This window comes from Phosphitispora sp. TUW77 (assembly GCF_048453025.1).
Lineage (GTDB): Bacteria > Bacillota > Thermincolia > Thermincolales > UBA2595 > Phosphitispora.
Genome location: NZ_CP156677.1, coordinates 31,859 through 48,912, shown reverse-complemented (window position 1 = coordinate 48,912; position 17,054 = coordinate 31,859). Strand labels below are relative to the sequence as shown.

7 protein-coding genes, 2 tRNA genes and 3 rRNA genes are annotated in these 17,054 nt (G+C 45.0%); all 12 read right to left on the bottom strand.

Annotated features, from left to right (window positions below; all coding sequences use genetic code 11):
• Nucleotides 1–120 precede the first annotated feature (120 nt).
• Nucleotides 121–2,109: a sigma-54-dependent Fis family transcriptional regulator gene (locus tag ABFY19_RS00260; RefSeq protein WP_418791282.1), complete on the bottom strand. Its 1,989-nt coding sequence runs from the start codon at nt 2,107–2,109 to the stop codon at nt 121–123.
• Between the two features lie 262 nt (nt 2,110–2,371).
• Complete coding sequence (locus tag ABFY19_RS00255; RefSeq protein WP_418791281.1) at nt 2,372–3,748, bottom strand: monomethylamine:corrinoid methyltransferase; 1,377 nt, start codon at nt 3,746–3,748, stop codon at nt 2,372–2,374.
• A 271-nt stretch (nt 3,749–4,019) separates the two neighbouring features.
• Nucleotides 4,020–5,456 carry an MFS transporter gene (locus ABFY19_RS00250; RefSeq protein ID WP_418791280.1) on the bottom strand — a complete coding sequence of 479 codons (1,437 nt, stop codon included), beginning with the start codon at nt 5,454–5,456 and terminating at the stop codon, nt 4,020–4,022.
• 284 nt (nt 5,457–5,740) lie between these two features.
• Nucleotides 5,741–7,120, bottom strand: a complete 1,380-nt coding sequence (locus ABFY19_RS00245) for an aspartate aminotransferase family protein (RefSeq protein ID WP_418791279.1) — start codon at nt 7,118–7,120, stop codon at nt 5,741–5,743.
• A 149-nt stretch (nt 7,121–7,269) separates the two neighbouring features.
• Nucleotides 7,270–8,172 (bottom strand): DUF6597 domain-containing transcriptional factor, encoded by a 903-nt coding sequence (locus tag ABFY19_RS00240; RefSeq protein WP_418791278.1) that lies wholly within the window; start codon nt 8,170–8,172, stop codon nt 7,270–7,272.
• A gap of 626 nt (nt 8,173–8,798) precedes the next feature.
• Nucleotides 8,799–8,915, bottom strand: a 5S ribosomal RNA gene (gene rrf, locus ABFY19_RS00235).
• A 235-nt stretch (nt 8,916–9,150) separates the two neighbouring features.
• Nucleotides 9,151–12,101 (bottom strand): 23S ribosomal RNA (locus ABFY19_RS00230).
• Nucleotides 12,102–12,394: 293 nt separating this feature from the next.
• Nucleotides 12,395–12,470: transfer RNA gene (locus ABFY19_RS00225), tRNA-Ala, on the bottom strand.
• Between the two features lie 17 nt (nt 12,471–12,487).
• Nucleotides 12,488–12,564, bottom strand: a tRNA-Ile gene (locus tag ABFY19_RS00220).
• 402 nt (nt 12,565–12,966) lie between these two features.
• Nucleotides 12,967–14,500, bottom strand: a 16S ribosomal RNA gene (locus ABFY19_RS00215).
• The 16S, 23S and 5S rRNA genes sit together here with 2 tRNA genes alongside, the layout of an rRNA operon.
• Before the next feature lie 695 nt (nt 14,501–15,195).
• Nucleotides 15,196–16,428, bottom strand: coding sequence for an NAD(P)-dependent malic enzyme (locus ABFY19_RS00210; protein WP_418792501.1), 1,233 nt, complete (start codon nt 16,426–16,428; stop codon nt 15,196–15,198).
• 95 nt (nt 16,429–16,523) lie between these two features.
• The gene (locus ABFY19_RS00205) at nt 16,524–17,051 is read right to left on the bottom strand and encodes a Fe-S-containing hydro-lyase (protein WP_418792500.1); all 528 of its coding nucleotides are present in this window, start codon (nt 17,049–17,051) and stop codon (nt 16,524–16,526) included.
• Between the last annotated feature and the right edge of the window lie 3 nt (nt 17,052–17,054).

The following is a 17,054-nucleotide window of genomic DNA, read 5'->3' as shown; positions in this document are numbered from 1 at the left end:
TTACTGCTTTAAACAATGAACAGGCTTTGGAGGTTGTTTTAACTTAAGCAGCATCACTCATTATACAGCTTGAAACTGTCTCAAATTATCTCAAATTGCCTCAAACTGTCTCAAATCATCTCAACCTGTCTCTTCATCATTAACGTGAATCCTATACTTTTTAAGCTTGCGGTACAAGGTGGCCCGAGAAATACCCAGATCCCTGGCGGCATGTGTCAAGTTACCGTGATTGCGTTTTATAGTTTCTATAATTATTGCTTTACCACTTTTGCCTATTTTCCTGATAATCACTTCATCACTCTTGAGCTCTTCAAGCATTGCCTGATTATTGGCATGTTGAATTCGGGATGTCAATAACTCTTCCGGCAGGCAGTCTATGGTCAAAGTCTCTCCGGACGCAATATGTATTGCCCTTTCAATAACATTTTCCAGTTCTCTGATGTTTCCCGGCCAATGGTAGTTCTGTAAGGCCTCTAGGGTTTCCGGAGAAAGTACTTTAGTCTGCTGGCCCAACCTATGATTGATTTTTTCCATAAAAAATCTGGTCAGAGTCAGAATATCATCTGGACGGTTTCTTAAGGGTACCATGCTTATATTCAAAACATTAAGGCGATAATAGAGGTCCTTTCTAAATCTGCCCTTTTCCACCTCTTTATGCAGGTCTTTATTAGTAGCAGCAATCACCCTTACATCAATCGGCATAATCTGAGTGCCGCCGATTCTGGTCACAACCTTTTCCTGCAGAACGCGCAGGAGGGAAGATTGGAGCTCAATGGGCATCTCTCCTATCTCATCCAGGAACAGTGTCCCCCCCTCTGCAAGTTCAAATTTGCCTGGGTTGCCCCCACGTTTAGCACCGGTGAAAGCACCATCGCTATACCCGAACATCTCACTACCAACCAGTTCACGCGGGATAGCGCCGCAATTTATTGCAACAAATGGTCCGTTAGATCTGCTGCTAGCATTATGGATAGCCTGAGCAAAAACCTCCTTTCCGGTGCCGCTCTCGCCAAGCAAAAGAACATTAGAAGAACTAGAAGCTGCTCGTCTGGCCATTTCTACGGTCTTTAGGTAAAAAGGGTCCCGGCCAACGAGGTCATCAAAGACAAACCTGGCCCTAGGCCTTACCATCCAATGGCCCAGCTGTTTTATGTCCCTGATTTCCCTAATAATTGCTACCAAGCCAACTATTTTATGCTGGGGGTTGCGGATGGGGCGGCAAGTAAAGCTACAGTGGCTTTTCCTAATACCGTTCTCCGCCCGGTATTCCGCATCATTAACTATTTCCCCCGACCGCAGGGATTGAAAAATTGGGTTTTGATAACCTAACAGCTCATTAATAGAAGAATACAGCACTTTTTCAGCATTAACTTTTAGCAATGCAGCAGCAGCGGCATTTATTTTTGTAATTCGAGCTTTTTCGTCCACTGTAATAAGGCCTTCCGAAATAGAGTTGACAATAGCGTTTTGATACTGATTGGCAATATTTATCTTAAGCTGCCCTTCAATGGCATTAACAGCCGCCGCCACCATACAAAGCATATGTGAATGGACCTTTTCAAAAGGCCCATTCATGGTAAGTGAACCGATAAGTTCACCTGAATGCCCATAAATAGGGGCAGATGAACACGTCCAAGGGTGAAAAGCCTTCATATAATGCTCGGTAGCAAAAACCTGAATAGGTTGGCCCAGCCTCAGTGCCAGCCCGATGGCATTAGTTCCGGCAATTTTTTCGCTTAAGCTGTATCCATTAAACAAGCCGTTCTGAGTGGCTAAACAGACTATTCCAGGCCCTACTATGCGTTCAATAATAACTCCATCCCGGTCACTAAGTGATACAGTAAAACCTGTTCCTTCCATAAATGAGAGAAGGTTATTCATTATGGGTAAAGCAGTCTCAATCAGATCCCGCTTTGCCTCACGGCGCAGTTTTAGCTCAGTGAAGCTGACCTCGGGAACGGCATCACTAGCTGGGTTAATATCCATATCCCGGCTGCGCCGCCAGGAATCTTCGATTTCCTGGCGCACCCAAGTTTTTTGGACTATCCCCTTGTCAACAAAAGTTGTCCAGGTAGTTAACAGCTGTTCCTTTTGATTATGAACCGCCACTCGCCCCACTCCTTCTGAGTTTTTGCCCTGTTAATTTTCCTTTAACTTTGTGTTCACAAAGAACAAACCGGTCAGTTTGACCGGTCGGTAAATTTAAGTTTTTTTAAACTTTTGCAGGATAATATTTTTTTCATAAGAATTTCATTCCTTTAACCATTATCGGATTATAGAATTGGTCATTGAATTCGTTTTTCCCTTACATATATATTAAAACATAATAATATTTATGATTAATTTATTTAAAATTACTTTTGTTTGTTATTTAAAAAGCAATTTTATCAGATATTGGAACCCCAACTCCCACCAATTTGTCTAAGGTCCGTTTGATAACATCTAAATACTCAGATTTAGGTTGTATTTTTTCGACATCATAGACAAACGGAAATGACCGGTCATTAAATGATATTTGGTTCCCTCCAGCCGCAACCAATTCTGAAACCATGTCTTGAAGCTTATCAAGGATAGGATTAACCTTATCCCTGCTCATTCCGGCAACAGCGTTCATAACTGCATAGTAAAAACGACCTACAATCCCAAAATTGCCACTGCCCCAGGAATACCCCATCCCGCTGGCTGTGAAGTTTATTCCCATGATTGCGTATCTGAGGAATAATTCTTCAAAGCTAAATACCGGAGCAGAATCCATCGGGCAAGTGCTGACAACGGTTTTGATATTGCGTTCCACAGCACGGCATGATGCACTTGCAGCCCACTGTGCTTCTCTGTGACTAGCACGCCCGGTCATGTCATTCACAACAATACTCCCGGTCTGCCCATGACCGTAAGTTAACTGTCCAAGATAGTTAGCTATCATTCCTACGGCAGTACCTTCCGGACCACCACAAAGCCCCCCAAGCATAGTCATGGCACTAGTCCAGGGTTCAATACCGCGTTCCTCACAAATGCAGGCTAAATTAAGCCGAGTCCAGTCTATCCTTTGCTCAGGTATAATATGAATGCCTATCATTGTATTATACGGTTCGCGAAGCCCTGAGTCCAGAACCGCTACCGTGGCGGCTGCCGTGCTTACCGTAGGAATCAGGCCAAGGTGCATGCCAGGACGACCTGCCTTGCTTAATGCCTCACGAGTTGCCTTCTGCTCCCAAATTCCACAAATAATTTCACTTGGGCAGCCCGCTTTAGGTACTATCCCGCCAACTGAGCCAATCCCGCCAGGAATTCCTAAACCATGAACGGTTTCCTCCTGTGCGCTTGCAATAATATATGGAATGAACCATTCTTCCTTGACAACCCCTGCTGGGCAGGTCCAATTGTAGGGTGCCCAGGAATCCTGAGAGGTCCGGTACTTAACAGTGTGTTTATCCTTTCCTTGGCCAAAGGTTCGCTGACCTGGCTTCTCACAATACTCAAAGGCAACCTGTTCTAGCTCCTCCCGTGTGTACTGAATTACACGTTGGGTATCCACATTATACAATCCTACTTCAGCTAAAAGTTCCAGCCCTGCCTGAAAAACTTTATCTGCTGTATCGTCATCAACAACTATTTCGTTAGGATTAAACTTAATATCATACTTCTTTACCAGTTCGCGCACCTTTTTAGCCAAGGTCAAATCAAACTGATCACTTTTCATTACCGGGCCAACAATCGATCGCTTTTCAAATTCAATAATATTTATCATTTTATACCTCCCATATTTAGGCCGCTTTGCCAATTAATCGGTCGATTCCCTTGTACTTATCGCAAGCATTCAAACCCTCATCCAACTGTTAAAATTAATTAACACACCTCCTTTGATAATAAGACGTTTCTTTAAAAAAATGCATTTATTACACATTTTTGACTTTTATTTATTACTTTTTTATGCCGCTTACTGACAAAGTATGAAATTATTAAGGTCCAAAAAGTGAACTGCGGGTCCCAAAGAACCCGCAGCATGTTGTATGCTTATGTTAAGTAACTACTTCTGGTTTTTCTGAAACAGTCACATTAACCTGATTATCTTCACTATAGATCTTATTCCGCATAAGCAGCATGACAACAATTAATAAAAGAACAATTAGAAGTGATACAACTGCCACCAGAAAAACATTATGTAATCCTTTAGTAAAGTCGGGGTTTTTTAATAAAACGCCAATTACAATGTTACTGATGGTTCCCCCAAAGGTTACAGCAAGCTGCAAGACCCCCATCGCCGACACTATTTGTGAATGCCTTAACGTCATTTGGGTTCCGGTGAGGAATACATTATTCGAACCTGCAGCCAAACCCCATACTAATATAGACACACCGATCACAGCCATCGGAGTCGCAGCACCCATCATAGAAAAGCTAACGTTAGCTAGACAATATAGTGCCACGAGCACAAGAGCATTCCATCTAAATTCTTTCACGCGTGAAATTATCCAGCCATTCGCAGCACTGAAAATAACAGCTAACACTCCTCTGCTTGTCATTAACATTCCTGCATAAGTAGCTGACAGACCTCTAACCTCCTGAAAATAAAGTGGTAAGTAGTAAGCTGCCGGAATTGCCGCCGCAGTAACAAAGAAAACTGAAATAAAAAACATTACGAACTTAGGATTACTAAAAAGACTCATCGGCATAATTGGCGTACTCGCACGCTTCTCTACAAAGACAAATAAAACTAAGCCAATCAGGGAAGCAAGGTACAAACTAAGCATAATAGGTGAGCTCCAACTATACTTATCACCACCCACGACAGTAACGAATACTATCAAGCTAATAGTTACAGTCATTACAACTGAACCCAGAACGTCTACTTTACCTTCACTGTCTCTAGGTATAACCGGCATGTAGCGGTATACCAGAAATGTTCCCACTAAGCCAACCGGCAACACAATTGCAAATATCCAGCGCCAGTGAAAATTATCGGTAATAATGCCACCAATAGCGGACCCTACAATCATATATGCAGCCATAACAGACCCATAAAGGCCCAGATATTTTGCCCGTTCAGGCGGGGTACATACATCAGCAATCACTATCAGGGTTACAGTAAGTGCAAAAGAACTGACAACTCCCTGAATGCCCCTTAAAACGATTAACTGAGTGACGTTTGTAACAAGGGCAGAACTGGGTTCTAAAATAGTTAACAACATTCCACATATAATCAGTGTACGCCTTCTTCCAAAAATGCTGCTCAGACTCCCGGCAACTGGCGCCATAATGGCAGACCCCAACATGTTGGTGGTAAAAACTAAAGCAATCAAATTCATTCCGCCAATTTCACCCAATACTGCAGGTATAGCTGTCGCTAACTCATAAACAACAAGCATATCAGTAGCTATTAAGCAGAATAAACCTATCATTAACAATGCCTTTGCCCGCTGTGAAATATTAACGGTCACTTGACTGTTAGAATCCATTTTTATGCTCCCTTCAAATATTATAGGTTCCATTCTTATTCTAAAAGTTATGAAATTGTCCTTTCTACCCTCCTTCCAGACTTTAACTTTAATATATAACCCTGGTTTTTCAGGAAATCACTCAAATTAATGTTTGTCTTTTGTGCTCACAAATAACAAGACCAGTCATATTTGACCGGTCTGTAAGCTTTGGGTTTTTAAATTTTTTTGAAAAGTATTTTTCATAAAATCCACCTTCGTTTATTCGTTTGGCAATGAAAGCCTCTCAAAAACACAACTTCTATTTACTTTTTCTTTTCCTCATAATACTCCAGAGTTTTTTGCAAAGACATTTCAAACACCGTCAGGGTTTTCTCAATATCTTCCATAGTATGGCCACCGCCAATAAACCATCTCGCGCCAAACATGATCAGAATTCCCTCTTCCTGCATAAACTGCCAGAAACGATCATAGAATTCATAGTCTGCGCCTGACACCATAGAAACATCCGTCAATCTCTTAATACGTCCATTGTCGATACCAAAAAATGCGTAGAATATACCACCTTTCGTACATTCTGTGGTTGTAAATGCGACATTGTATTTTTTGCAGATTTCATGCATACCGCCAATCAGTCTATCCGTTACTGCTTCCAGGGTACTATACAGAGTATCGGCTAATTCCTCATATAGGGAAATTGCTGCCAAACTTGCCGTAATACCAAGGCTGAATCCATTAAAAGTTCCTCCGGAAACCACATTTTTTTCTTGGAATATATTCATGAACTCTTTCTTACCAACAACAGCAGCAACTGGAAGTCCACCCCCAAGAGACTTTCCAAGCGTACATATATCCGGAATTACCCCCAAATACTCCTGCACTCCGCCCAACCCTAATCTGAATCCTGTTATAACCTCATCAAAACACAGCACAATATTATACTTTGTACACAGTTCTCTCATTCTTTCCAGGTATCCGGGAAGAGGATGCATGCAGAAAACATCAGATGCCATCGGTTCTACGAGGCACATGCCAATCTTATCATTATATTTCTCTATTGTTTTTTCCAACATCTCAAAATTATTATAAGGGATTACAAAACTTTCATTCCGAACCCACGGTGAAACACCATCAGGATAATAAGGATTATCTTTTGGGAGTACTTTGTATAACGGACCATCTTCCTCGTTATACTCGTCATCAATTTTATTAATATATATATTGTCTACCCATCCGTGATAAAATGACCCGAATCTTAAAATTTTATCTTTCCCTGAGTATGCTCTTGCGATTCTGATGGCAGTCTGAACTGCTTCAGTACCGGTTGTGCAAAGCTTAACTGCTTCAGCACACGGAATATGTTTAACCAGCTTTTGTCCCAAGTGTATATCATTTTCACCATATATTATACCTGAGCCATATACTGTGGTGTTATGATCCAAATGGTCTTTCAGGGCATCAATCCATCTAGGATGTCTATGCCCCAACAATAACGGTCCATATGCATTAACATATTCAATATATTCATTTCCATCCATATCCCACACATGGGACCCTTCTGCTCTTTCTGCAAATATTGATGCCTCCGTCGCATTAAATTTAACTCTAGCATTTGTATGCCCCGCTGGATATACTTCCCCAAATTTTTTTGTTAATTCTCCGCACTTAGGCAAGTAATCTTTCATGATACGCCTCCTTTTATTAACTGATTTTGCAGTATTATAACATATTCATTCTAAAAACATTTGCACAAATCGGAGTATAAGAAACCTGATTAAGTTGAGTGTGAGAAAAATTGAAAAAAAAAAGATTGACATTCAGTCAACCTTGAAACTCACCTAGCTATATGCCCTTGGTATGGTGGTACACGCCAAGAGCTAAGCCACTGATCATTAATTGTATTTGGTATGTAATCAAAATATCCCGGTATAAGCATTCTAAAAAGGTGCGCCGATGAAACTGAAACCAGTGATTTATATGTACGGTCTAAATGTGCAATATCATAAAAATTATAATTCCAGGCAAGATTGCTTAAGGTTTGTTTGGGGTTTTGATAAAAGTCATAAAATGACTGTTGAAAGCGCACAATCATGCTTAATTGTTTGGGGGAATGTCCTACATAGTCCTCAACTAACGTATTAATATATCGGGCAGAATAATACGTTTTGTCTGCAAGTTCCTTAACTTTAATCATACCACCTGTATTAACAATCTCTTTGACACAGTAATTAACAAGATACTGAGATTTAAAACACGCTTTACTATATCTTGTTATTAATTGCTTTTCACACACAGATACTCTGGTTATAAAATCACTAGCATGTTCCATGGCTAAAATAATTTCCTTGCTATTGCTAATCAATGTATCCAATGTTTGAATTTGATTATATAATTCCTTCATTGGCGCGTGACAGATGGATCTTAATGCACCAACTGCAAAACGTACACCAAATACAGTACAACCATCAGGTGCATTGAAAAACACTTTAAACAGATTGAGTCTAGAGCCACCAATATGACATTCAACCCTGTTTGAATAATATATAAATGCAAGGTCCGGGCAGCCATCCGGCACATAAATCAGTTCGCTTAAACTACATACGTTAAACTCAAAATACGCGAAAACCAAACCAAATAAAGGAGAGGTCGGTGGCACAATGTAGTTTTTAAATGAAGACAAGCTTTCTTCCTGAACCTGATGAGGATGATATGATTTAAGTGCTTGAATTGTACCCAAACTGCTTCACATCCTTCGTCTGTTTTTTTTTGCTGCCGACAGGTAAATCGGTATAAGCGTAGCGAAAGTGGTGGTTAACCTATACTTTGTGTTCACAAAGAACAAGACCGGTCAGGTTGACCGGTCAGTAAACTTGATTTTCTAAAATTTTTGCAGGACAATATTTTCCTCATGAAATTTCATTCCTTAAACCGTTATCGTTAGTCTTCTGATCTGAAATGATCAAGAGTCGGCGGTCTTAGATATGAAATAAGCTTCTTGTAAGCTAGTTGCCAGCTTACTATCAGATTATGATTGCGTGGATAAAAATATTATCTTTATCTAAAGATTACACTTAAATGGTATTTTGGGCAACAGATAATAATGTATGATTATGTCTAATTTTTTGGCACTTGGTGCCTCCGGCACCGGCGCAAGTCTGAGGCTTGGGTCGCGCTGATGGGAAGTGGCAGATTTATTCCTTCAGGATGGCTACAACTCCGTCGGCATCCTGCTCCCGCACTCTGTGCGGGTCACAGGCCGACGGACGTCAGACTCATCCCTCCGGAACATATCTGCCACTTGCCTTCAAATAATATTAATTTAAAGAAAAACCACTTGTTTTCACAAGTGGTTTATCATATTAAATCCGGCAACGTCCTACTCTCCCAGGACCCTGCGGTCCAAGTACCATCAGCGCTGAGAGGCTTAACTGCCGTGTTCGGGATGGGAACGGGTGGATCCCTCTCGCCATTGTCACCGGAAAGTTTAAACTATTTATAAACTTCGCCTGGCTGCGTCAGCTATCCTGCCTCCTCCTCCGACGTACCACCAGTACGCCTCCGTCGTCGGTCAGGATATCTTCCTTGCCATGCTCGTTTCTAAACAGTTTACTCAAGTATTTCTTAAATAAACTATTTAGAAATCTGAGGTCAGTTTTAAATTGTTCCCTCAAAACTTTATAGAGGATTGTTTCGTAAGAATTGTTCACTACTGCTTCAGGTCAAGTCCTCGACCTATTAGTACCAGTTAGCTCAATACATTGCTGCACTTACACACCTGGCCTATCAACGTGGTAATCTTCCACGGGTCTTACTGGATTAACTCCATGGGAAATCTTATCTTGAGGTTAGTTTCCCGCTTAGATGCTTTCAGCGGTTATCTAATCCGCACATAGCTACCCAGCTGTGCCGCTGGCGCGACAACTGGTGCACCAGTGGTGCGTCCATCCCGGTCCTCTCGTACTAGGGACAGATCCTCTCAAATTTCCTGCGCCCGCGACGGATAGGGACCGAACTGTCTCACGACGTTCTGAACCCAGCTCATGTACCGCTTTAATGGGCGAACAGCCCAACCCTTGGGACCTACTTCAGCCCCAGGATGCGATAAGCCGACATCGAGGTGCCAAACCTCCCCGTCGATGTGGACTCTTGGGGGAGATAAGCCTGTTATCCCCGGGGTAGCTTTTATCCGTTGAGCGATGGCCCTTCCACTCGGAACCACCGGATCACTAAGCCCGACTTTCGTCCCTGCTCGACCCGTCGGTCTCGCAGTCAAGCTCCCTTCTGCCTTTACACTCTTCGACTGATTTCCATCCAGTCTGAGGGAACCTTTGGGCGCCTCCGTTACTCTTTGGGAGGCGACCGCCCCAGTCAAACTGCCCACCTGACAATGTCCCCCATCCGGATTACGGACGTGGGTTAGAACTTCAATACTTCAAGGGTGGTATCCCACCATCGACTCCTCACAGACTAGCGTCCATGTATCCTAGTCTCCCACCTATCCTGTACATGACGTACCAAAATCCAATGTCAGGCTGCAGTAAAGCTCCACGGGGTCTTTCTGTCCTGTCGCGGGTAGCCGGCATCTTCACCGGCATTACAATTTCACCGAGCCCCTTGTTGAGACAGCGCCCAAATCGTTACGCCTTTCGTGCGGGTCGGAACTTACCCGACAAGGAATTTCGCTACCTTAGGACCGTTATAGTTACGGCCGCCGTTTACTGGGGCTTCGATTCAAAGCTTCGCTTGCGCTAACCTCTCCTCTTAACCTTCCAGCACCGGGCAGGCGTCAGCACCTATACGTCGTGTTTCCACTTTGCAGGCACCTGTGTTTTTGGTAAACAGTCGCTTGGGCCTCTCCTCTGCGACCCCTTCACGCTCCATGAGTGTTCATTTCACGTTAATGGGGTACCCCTTCTCCCGAAGTTACGGGGTCATTTTGCCGAGTTCCTTAACAAGGGTTCTCTCGCGCGCCTTAGGATTCTCTCCCTTCCTACCTGTGTCGGTTTACGGTACGGGCACCATTTTGCCTCGTTAGAGACTTTTCTAGACAGTGTGGGATCAGCTACTTCACTACTTGTTTTTCGTTCCCCGTCACGTCTCAGGATCTTGAACTGCGGTTTTGCCTACAGCTCTCCCTACTCGCTTGGACCAGCTCTTCCAATCGCTGGCTTAGCCTGCCCTCCTGTGTCATCCCTTCCTTCATACGGCTCGTGGTGGCATCGGATTCTCAACCGATTGTCCATCGCCTACGCTATACGCCTCGGCTTAGGTCCCGGCTTACCCTGGGCGGACGAGCCTTCCCCAGGAAACCTTAGGTTTTCGGCGGGCAGGATTCTCACCTGCCTTCTCGCGTACTCATACCGGCATTCTCACTTCTGTACAGTCCACTGCTCCTTACGGTACAGCTTCTACCCATACAGAACGCTCCCCTACCACTAAAATGTGTCTATTGACACTTCTTAATCCGAAGCTTCGGTGCCAGACTTAGCCCCGGTACATTTTCGGCGCAGGGCCACTCGACCAGTGAGCTATTACGCACTCTTTAAATGGTGGCTGCTTCTAAGCCAACATCCTGGTTGTCTATGCAATCCCACATCCTTCTCCACTTAGTCTGGACTTCGGGACCTTAGCTGTCGGTCTGGGCTGTTTCCCTCTCGACTACGGATCTTATCACTCGCAGTCTGACTCCCAAGGTAAATTTACGGTATTCGGAGTTTGATAAGGTTCGGTAACCTGGTAGGGCCCCTAGCCTAATCAGTGCTCTACCCCCGTAAATCATCCCTTGAGGCTAGCCCTAAAGCTATTTCGGGGAGAACCAGCTATCTCCGCGTTCGATTGGCATTTCACCCCTACCCACACCTCATCCGCCGACTTTTCAACGTCGGTCGGTTCGGGCCTCCACCAAGTCTTACCTTAGCTTCACCCTGGACATGGGTAGATCACGCGGTTTCGGGTCTACAGCAACGAACTTAGCGCCCTTTTAAGACTCGGTTTCCCTTCGGCTTCACACCTTAAGTGCTTAACCTTGCTCGTTACCGTAACTCGCCGGTTCATTCTACAAAAGGCACGCCGTCACGCATATATAGCGCTCCGACTGCTTGTAAGCATACGGTTTCAGGTTCTTTTTCACTCCCCTCCCGGGGTGCTTTTCACCTTTCCCTCACGGTACTTGTTCACTATCGGTCGCCAGGTAGTATTTAGCCTTAGGAGGTGGTCCTCCCAGATTCCCACGGGGTTTCACGTGTCCCGTGGTACTTGGGATACTCTCCGCTTAGCTTGACTTTTCATCTACAGGGGTATTACCTTCTGTGCCGGGACTTTCCAGTCCTCTTCGATTAAGCCTTGCTTCGCTTATGAGAGTCCCGCTACCCCAGTACACCTAAGTATACTGGTTTGGGCTCTTCCGCGTTCGCTCGCCGCTACTTACGGAATCACTGTTGTTTTCTTTTCCTCCGGGTACTTAGATGTTTCAGTTCCCCGGGTTGCCTCCTCTATGCCTATGTATTCAGCATAGGGTGACGGGATATTACTCCCGCCGGGTTGCCCCATTCGGATATCTACGGGTCGTTGCCTGCTTGCGGCTCACCGTAGCTTTTCGCAGCTTTCTACGTCCTTCCTCGGCTCCTGGCGCCTAGGCATCCGCCGTACGCTCTTATTAACTTGACCTCAGGCAGTAGTTTGATCGGCCATTGAAAAGCGACGCCTAGCTTCGTCAGCCGGCCCGCCCGAATCCTCACCGTAAATTACATTACGCCTCCGGTTCGTTCGATCCGTCTTCCTTGCTATGCTTGCATCTAAAAACCCTTTTGGGGTTCTTATTATGCTCTCGCATTTTATTTGCCGTTTTCCTTGCTTCCTTCTAGACATCAAGATTTCTCTCCACTTCTAAAAGGCGCGCTCGGTTTTCTTACTACTTTCTTCCTCTATAAAGTTTTCAAGGAACAGTAAATAAAATTTTTTGGTGGAGATGAGCGGAATCGAACCGCTGACCCCCTGCTTGCAAGGCAGGTGCTCTCCCAGCTGAGCTACACCCCCACTATAAATATGCTTTATGGTGGGCCTAGGTGGACTTGAACCACCGACCTCACGCTTATCAGGCGTGCGCTCTAACCAGCTGAGCTATAAGCCCACAACCTTCATAGCTGGTTTCCTATCAGCTATGTATACGCCGGGTTAATAACCCCCGGCGCGTCCTGTATCATTATTTGGTTCAACTATTGATTCAGATGTTTGGATGTCTTATAAGTGTCTATTATTTCGGCTTATGCTTCAACTGTTTTTTGATTTTTAGAAGAACTTATAGTCCTTCAAAACTAAACAGTGCTTGACTGTTCACTAGTGAACAGTCTCGAAGAGATGGTTGATCGACCTAGGAGTGTATCGGTTGTTAATAAACTTCGCCTGACTGCGTCAACAGTTTCGTCGGAATCCTCACGTACATTCAGTACGCTCCGGCCCCTTCTCAACTGTTTCCTTGCCATGCTCGTTTCTAAACAACCTCCTTCTTTTTATAGAAGGTTAGTCTCCTTAGAAAGGAGGTGATCCAGCCGCACCTTCCGATACGGCTACCTTGTTACGACTTCACCCCAATCATCGGCCCCACCTTCGACGGCTGCCTCCTTGCGGTTAGCTCACCGGCTTCGGGTGTTGTCAACTTTCGTGGTGTGACGGGCGGTGTGTACAAGGCCCGGGAACGTATTCACCGCAGTATGCTGACCTGCGATTACTAGCGATTCCGACTTCATGCAGTCGAGTTGCAGACTGCAATCCGAACTGGGACCGGCTTTGATGGGATTTGCTCCGGGTCGCCCCTTCGCCGCCCATTGTACCGGCCATTGTAGTACGTGTGTAGCCCAGAACATAAGGGGCATGATGATTTGACGTCATCCCCACCTTCCTCCGGTTTGTCACCGGCAGTCTCTCTAGAGTGCCCAGCTTTACCTGATGGCAACTAAACATAGGGGTTGCGCTCGTTGCGGGACTTAACCCAACATCTCACGACACGAGCTGACGACAACCATGCACCACCTGTCTCCCTGTCTGCCCGAAGGCAGAAAATTATGTTTCCATAACGGTCAGGGGATGTCAAGCCCTGGTAAGGTTCTTCGCGTTGCGTCGAATTAAACCACATACTCCACCGCTTGTGCGGGCCCCCGTCAATTCCTTTGAGTTTCAGCCTTGCGGCCGTACTCCCCAGGCGGGGCACTTATTGTGTTAACTACGGCACAGAAGGGGTCGATACCTCCTACACCTAGTGCCCATCGTTTACGGCGTGGACTACCGGGGTATCTAATCCCGTTCGCTCCCCACGCTTTCGCACCTCAGCGTCAGTTGTATGCCAGGAAGCCGCCTTCGCCACTGGTGTTCCTCCTAATATCTACGCATTTCACCGCTACACTAGGAATTCCGCTTCCCTCTCATACCCTCAAGAAATCCAGTTTCAGAAGCAAGCTGACGGTTGAGCCGTCAGTTTACACTCCTGACTTAAATTCCCGCCTACGCGCGCTTTACGCCCAGTAATTCCGGACAACGCTCGCCACCTACGTATTACCGCGGCTGCTGGCACGTAGTTAGCCGTGGCTTCCTCCTCAGGTACCGTCATTTGTTTCTTCCCTGATGACAGAGTTTTACAACCCGAAGGCCTTCTTCACTCACGCGGCGTTGCTCCGTCAGGCTTTCGCCCATTGCGGAAGATTCCCCACTGCTGCCTCCCGTAGGAGTCTGGACCGTGTCTCAGTTCCAGTGTGGCCGTTCACCCTCTCAGGCCGGCTACTGATCGTCGCCTTGGTAGGCCGTTACCCTGCCAACTAGCTAATCAGACGCGGGCTCATCCGTAAGTAGATTGCTCCTTTGATTATCTCTACATGCGTAAAAATAATGTTATGCGGTATTAGCACCCGTTTCCAGGTGTTATCCCCCTCTTACGGGCAGATTGCCCACGCGTTACTCACCCGTCCGCCACTAGCTCTGCAGGATAGCAAGCTATCCCGCTTCGCCCGTTCGACTTGCATGTGTTAAGCACGCCGCCAGCGTTCGTCCTGAGCCAGGATCAAACTCTCCGTGAATATCTTTAGTGACTTGCGCCACTAGTCTTCTTCAGCTGAGTGCTTGATTTAGCTCTCTTTTGTTTGTTGTTTCGGAATTACTCTTTTCCTTAGACGAGGTCTAATTCTTTGAGTTATTCGAGTTAGTTGTTGCTTTGCCAATACTGCTTAGCTCTCGGCTAACGTCTATTGGCTTCTATACAACCATCTCTCCACTGTTCAGTTTTCAAGGACCACCGGTTGTTGATGAGCTTCGCCTGGCGGTGTCAAAAGTTTCGACGGAATCCTCACGTTTGGGGGTTTCCCGTTTTGTCAGAACGCCGAGGTTTTCTAAAACCTCGGGGTTTTGGTAACAAAATGGGGATTTCCTCTGCTACGCTCCGGTTCCTCCTCAACTTTTTCCTTGCCATACTCGCTCCTCAATAACCTATCTTCTTCTTTGGGTGTTATTTCCAGCGGCATCCATGCCTTATTTTATCGGCTTCCCTGCCGCGGAATTTCATATTACCATATTTGACCCGTATGTGTCAATTGGCAATTTATTGCTTAAATCGTACCGATCCATGGCTTATCAAATCGTTTTTCTTCCTTCGATTCCAGCCGTTAGAGTGGCATCGACATTGACTAATATAGCATACCTGTAAGTATATTGTCAACAACTTTCCCTTAAAAATCTGTGTTTTTATGAATTGCAGCATTGAATGCCATACTTTGCTTCACTTAAGCATTTGTTTCTCGACAAGTTTCTTCGTAACTTCCTTTATTTTATCATAATCTACAGGTGTCTGGACCCGAGCAACACCAGATTCCACTGCTGCCCTAGCCACCGCCGCAGCAACCTCAGGAGCTACTCTTGGATCAAAAGCCTTTGGTAAAATATAATCTCTTCTTCTTTCATCATCACCTATTAAACCTGCAATAGCATATGCTGCAGCAACTCTCATTTCCTCATTTATATCTGATGCCCGGACTTCAAGCGCACCTCTAAATATTCCGGGAAATGCTAACACATTATTAACCTGGTTGGCATAATCAGATCGCCCTGTACCAACCACAGCCGCCCCTGCCATCAAAGCATCTTCAGGGTTTATTTCGGGAATAGGATTAGCCATTGCAAAAATCACCGGGGCTGAGTTCATCGAAGCTATCATTTCTTGTGTCAAAACCCCCGGAACAGAAACACCGACAAAAACATCAGCACCTTTAAGTGCATCCGCCAAAGTTCCACTTATTATGTCCCTGTTAGTTACCTTAGCCATTTCAATCTGGGCCGGATTCATCCAATCCTCACCTTCACAGACAATCCCGAAGCGATCAACAAGCACTGCATTGTTTAAACCCGCCTTCAGCATCAATTTTGTAATCGCAATGCCGGCTGAACCTGCTCCGTTAAGAACAAGCTTTATTTTATCCAATTCCTTGTTAACCACCTTCAATGCATTAAGCAGAGCAGCCAGAACAACTACTGCTGTGCCGTGCTGGTCATCATGGAATATCGGAATACGAGTTTCCTTCTTTAACCTCGCTTCTATTTCAAAACACCTGGGGGCTGATATGTCTTCCAGATTTATTCCACCAAAGCTTGGCTCCAAAGCTTTTACCACCTGAACGATTTCATCTACATCTTTGGTAGCAATACACAACGGAAAAGCATCTACTCCGGCAAATTTTTTAAAAAGAACACATTTTCCTTCCATCACAGGCATGGCTGCTAGCGGGCCAATGTCTCCAAGCCCGAGAACAGCTGTACCGTCAGATATTACAGCTACCATATTGCCTCGGGCAGTATATTCATAAACTGCATCCGGGTTTTGATGGATAACCATGCACGGTTCTGCTACCCCAGGTGTATATGCCAAGCTTAATGCATCCATACTATCGACTTCTACTTTGCTAGTTACTTCAATTTTACCAACCAGTTCCTTATGCAGCCGCAGGGCCCTTTCCATAATGTCTTTCACTCAAACCGCCCCCTTTATTGTCTGAACCTATTTATTTTAACTTCTTCCGGCCTAAAAAAAATCCCTGCAGCCGTAGAGTCTTTTTATTGGACCTGATACTGTTCGCGGCCGATCCTATACATATCTCCTCCATTAACATCATTAACTACAATTACCGGAAAATTTGCAACCACTAACCGGTATATTGCTTCTGGACCCAGCTCCGGATAAGCAATTACCTCTGACTTGATTATGCTTTTTGAAATAAGCGCACCTGCTCCTCCTATAGCTGCAAAATAAATTCCCTTATTCTTTTTTATTGAATCCAGCACTTCCTGAGAACGCTGGCCCTTACCAATCATTCCTTTTAACCCAAGGTCAAGTAAAGCCGGCGTGTAACCATCCATACGCCCACTGGTGGTGGGCCCTGCAGAACCTATTGCCTGTCCTGGTTTGGCCGGAGAAGGTCCCACATAATACATGATCTGCCCTTTAAGGTCAACTGGCAGCTCTTTACCTTTCTGTATTAATTCAAAAAGTTTTTTATGTGCCGCATCCCTTGCTGTATAAATTGTGCCATTAAGAAAAACCAAATCTCCTGCTTTTATTTTTTCGACCATCTCATCACCCATAGG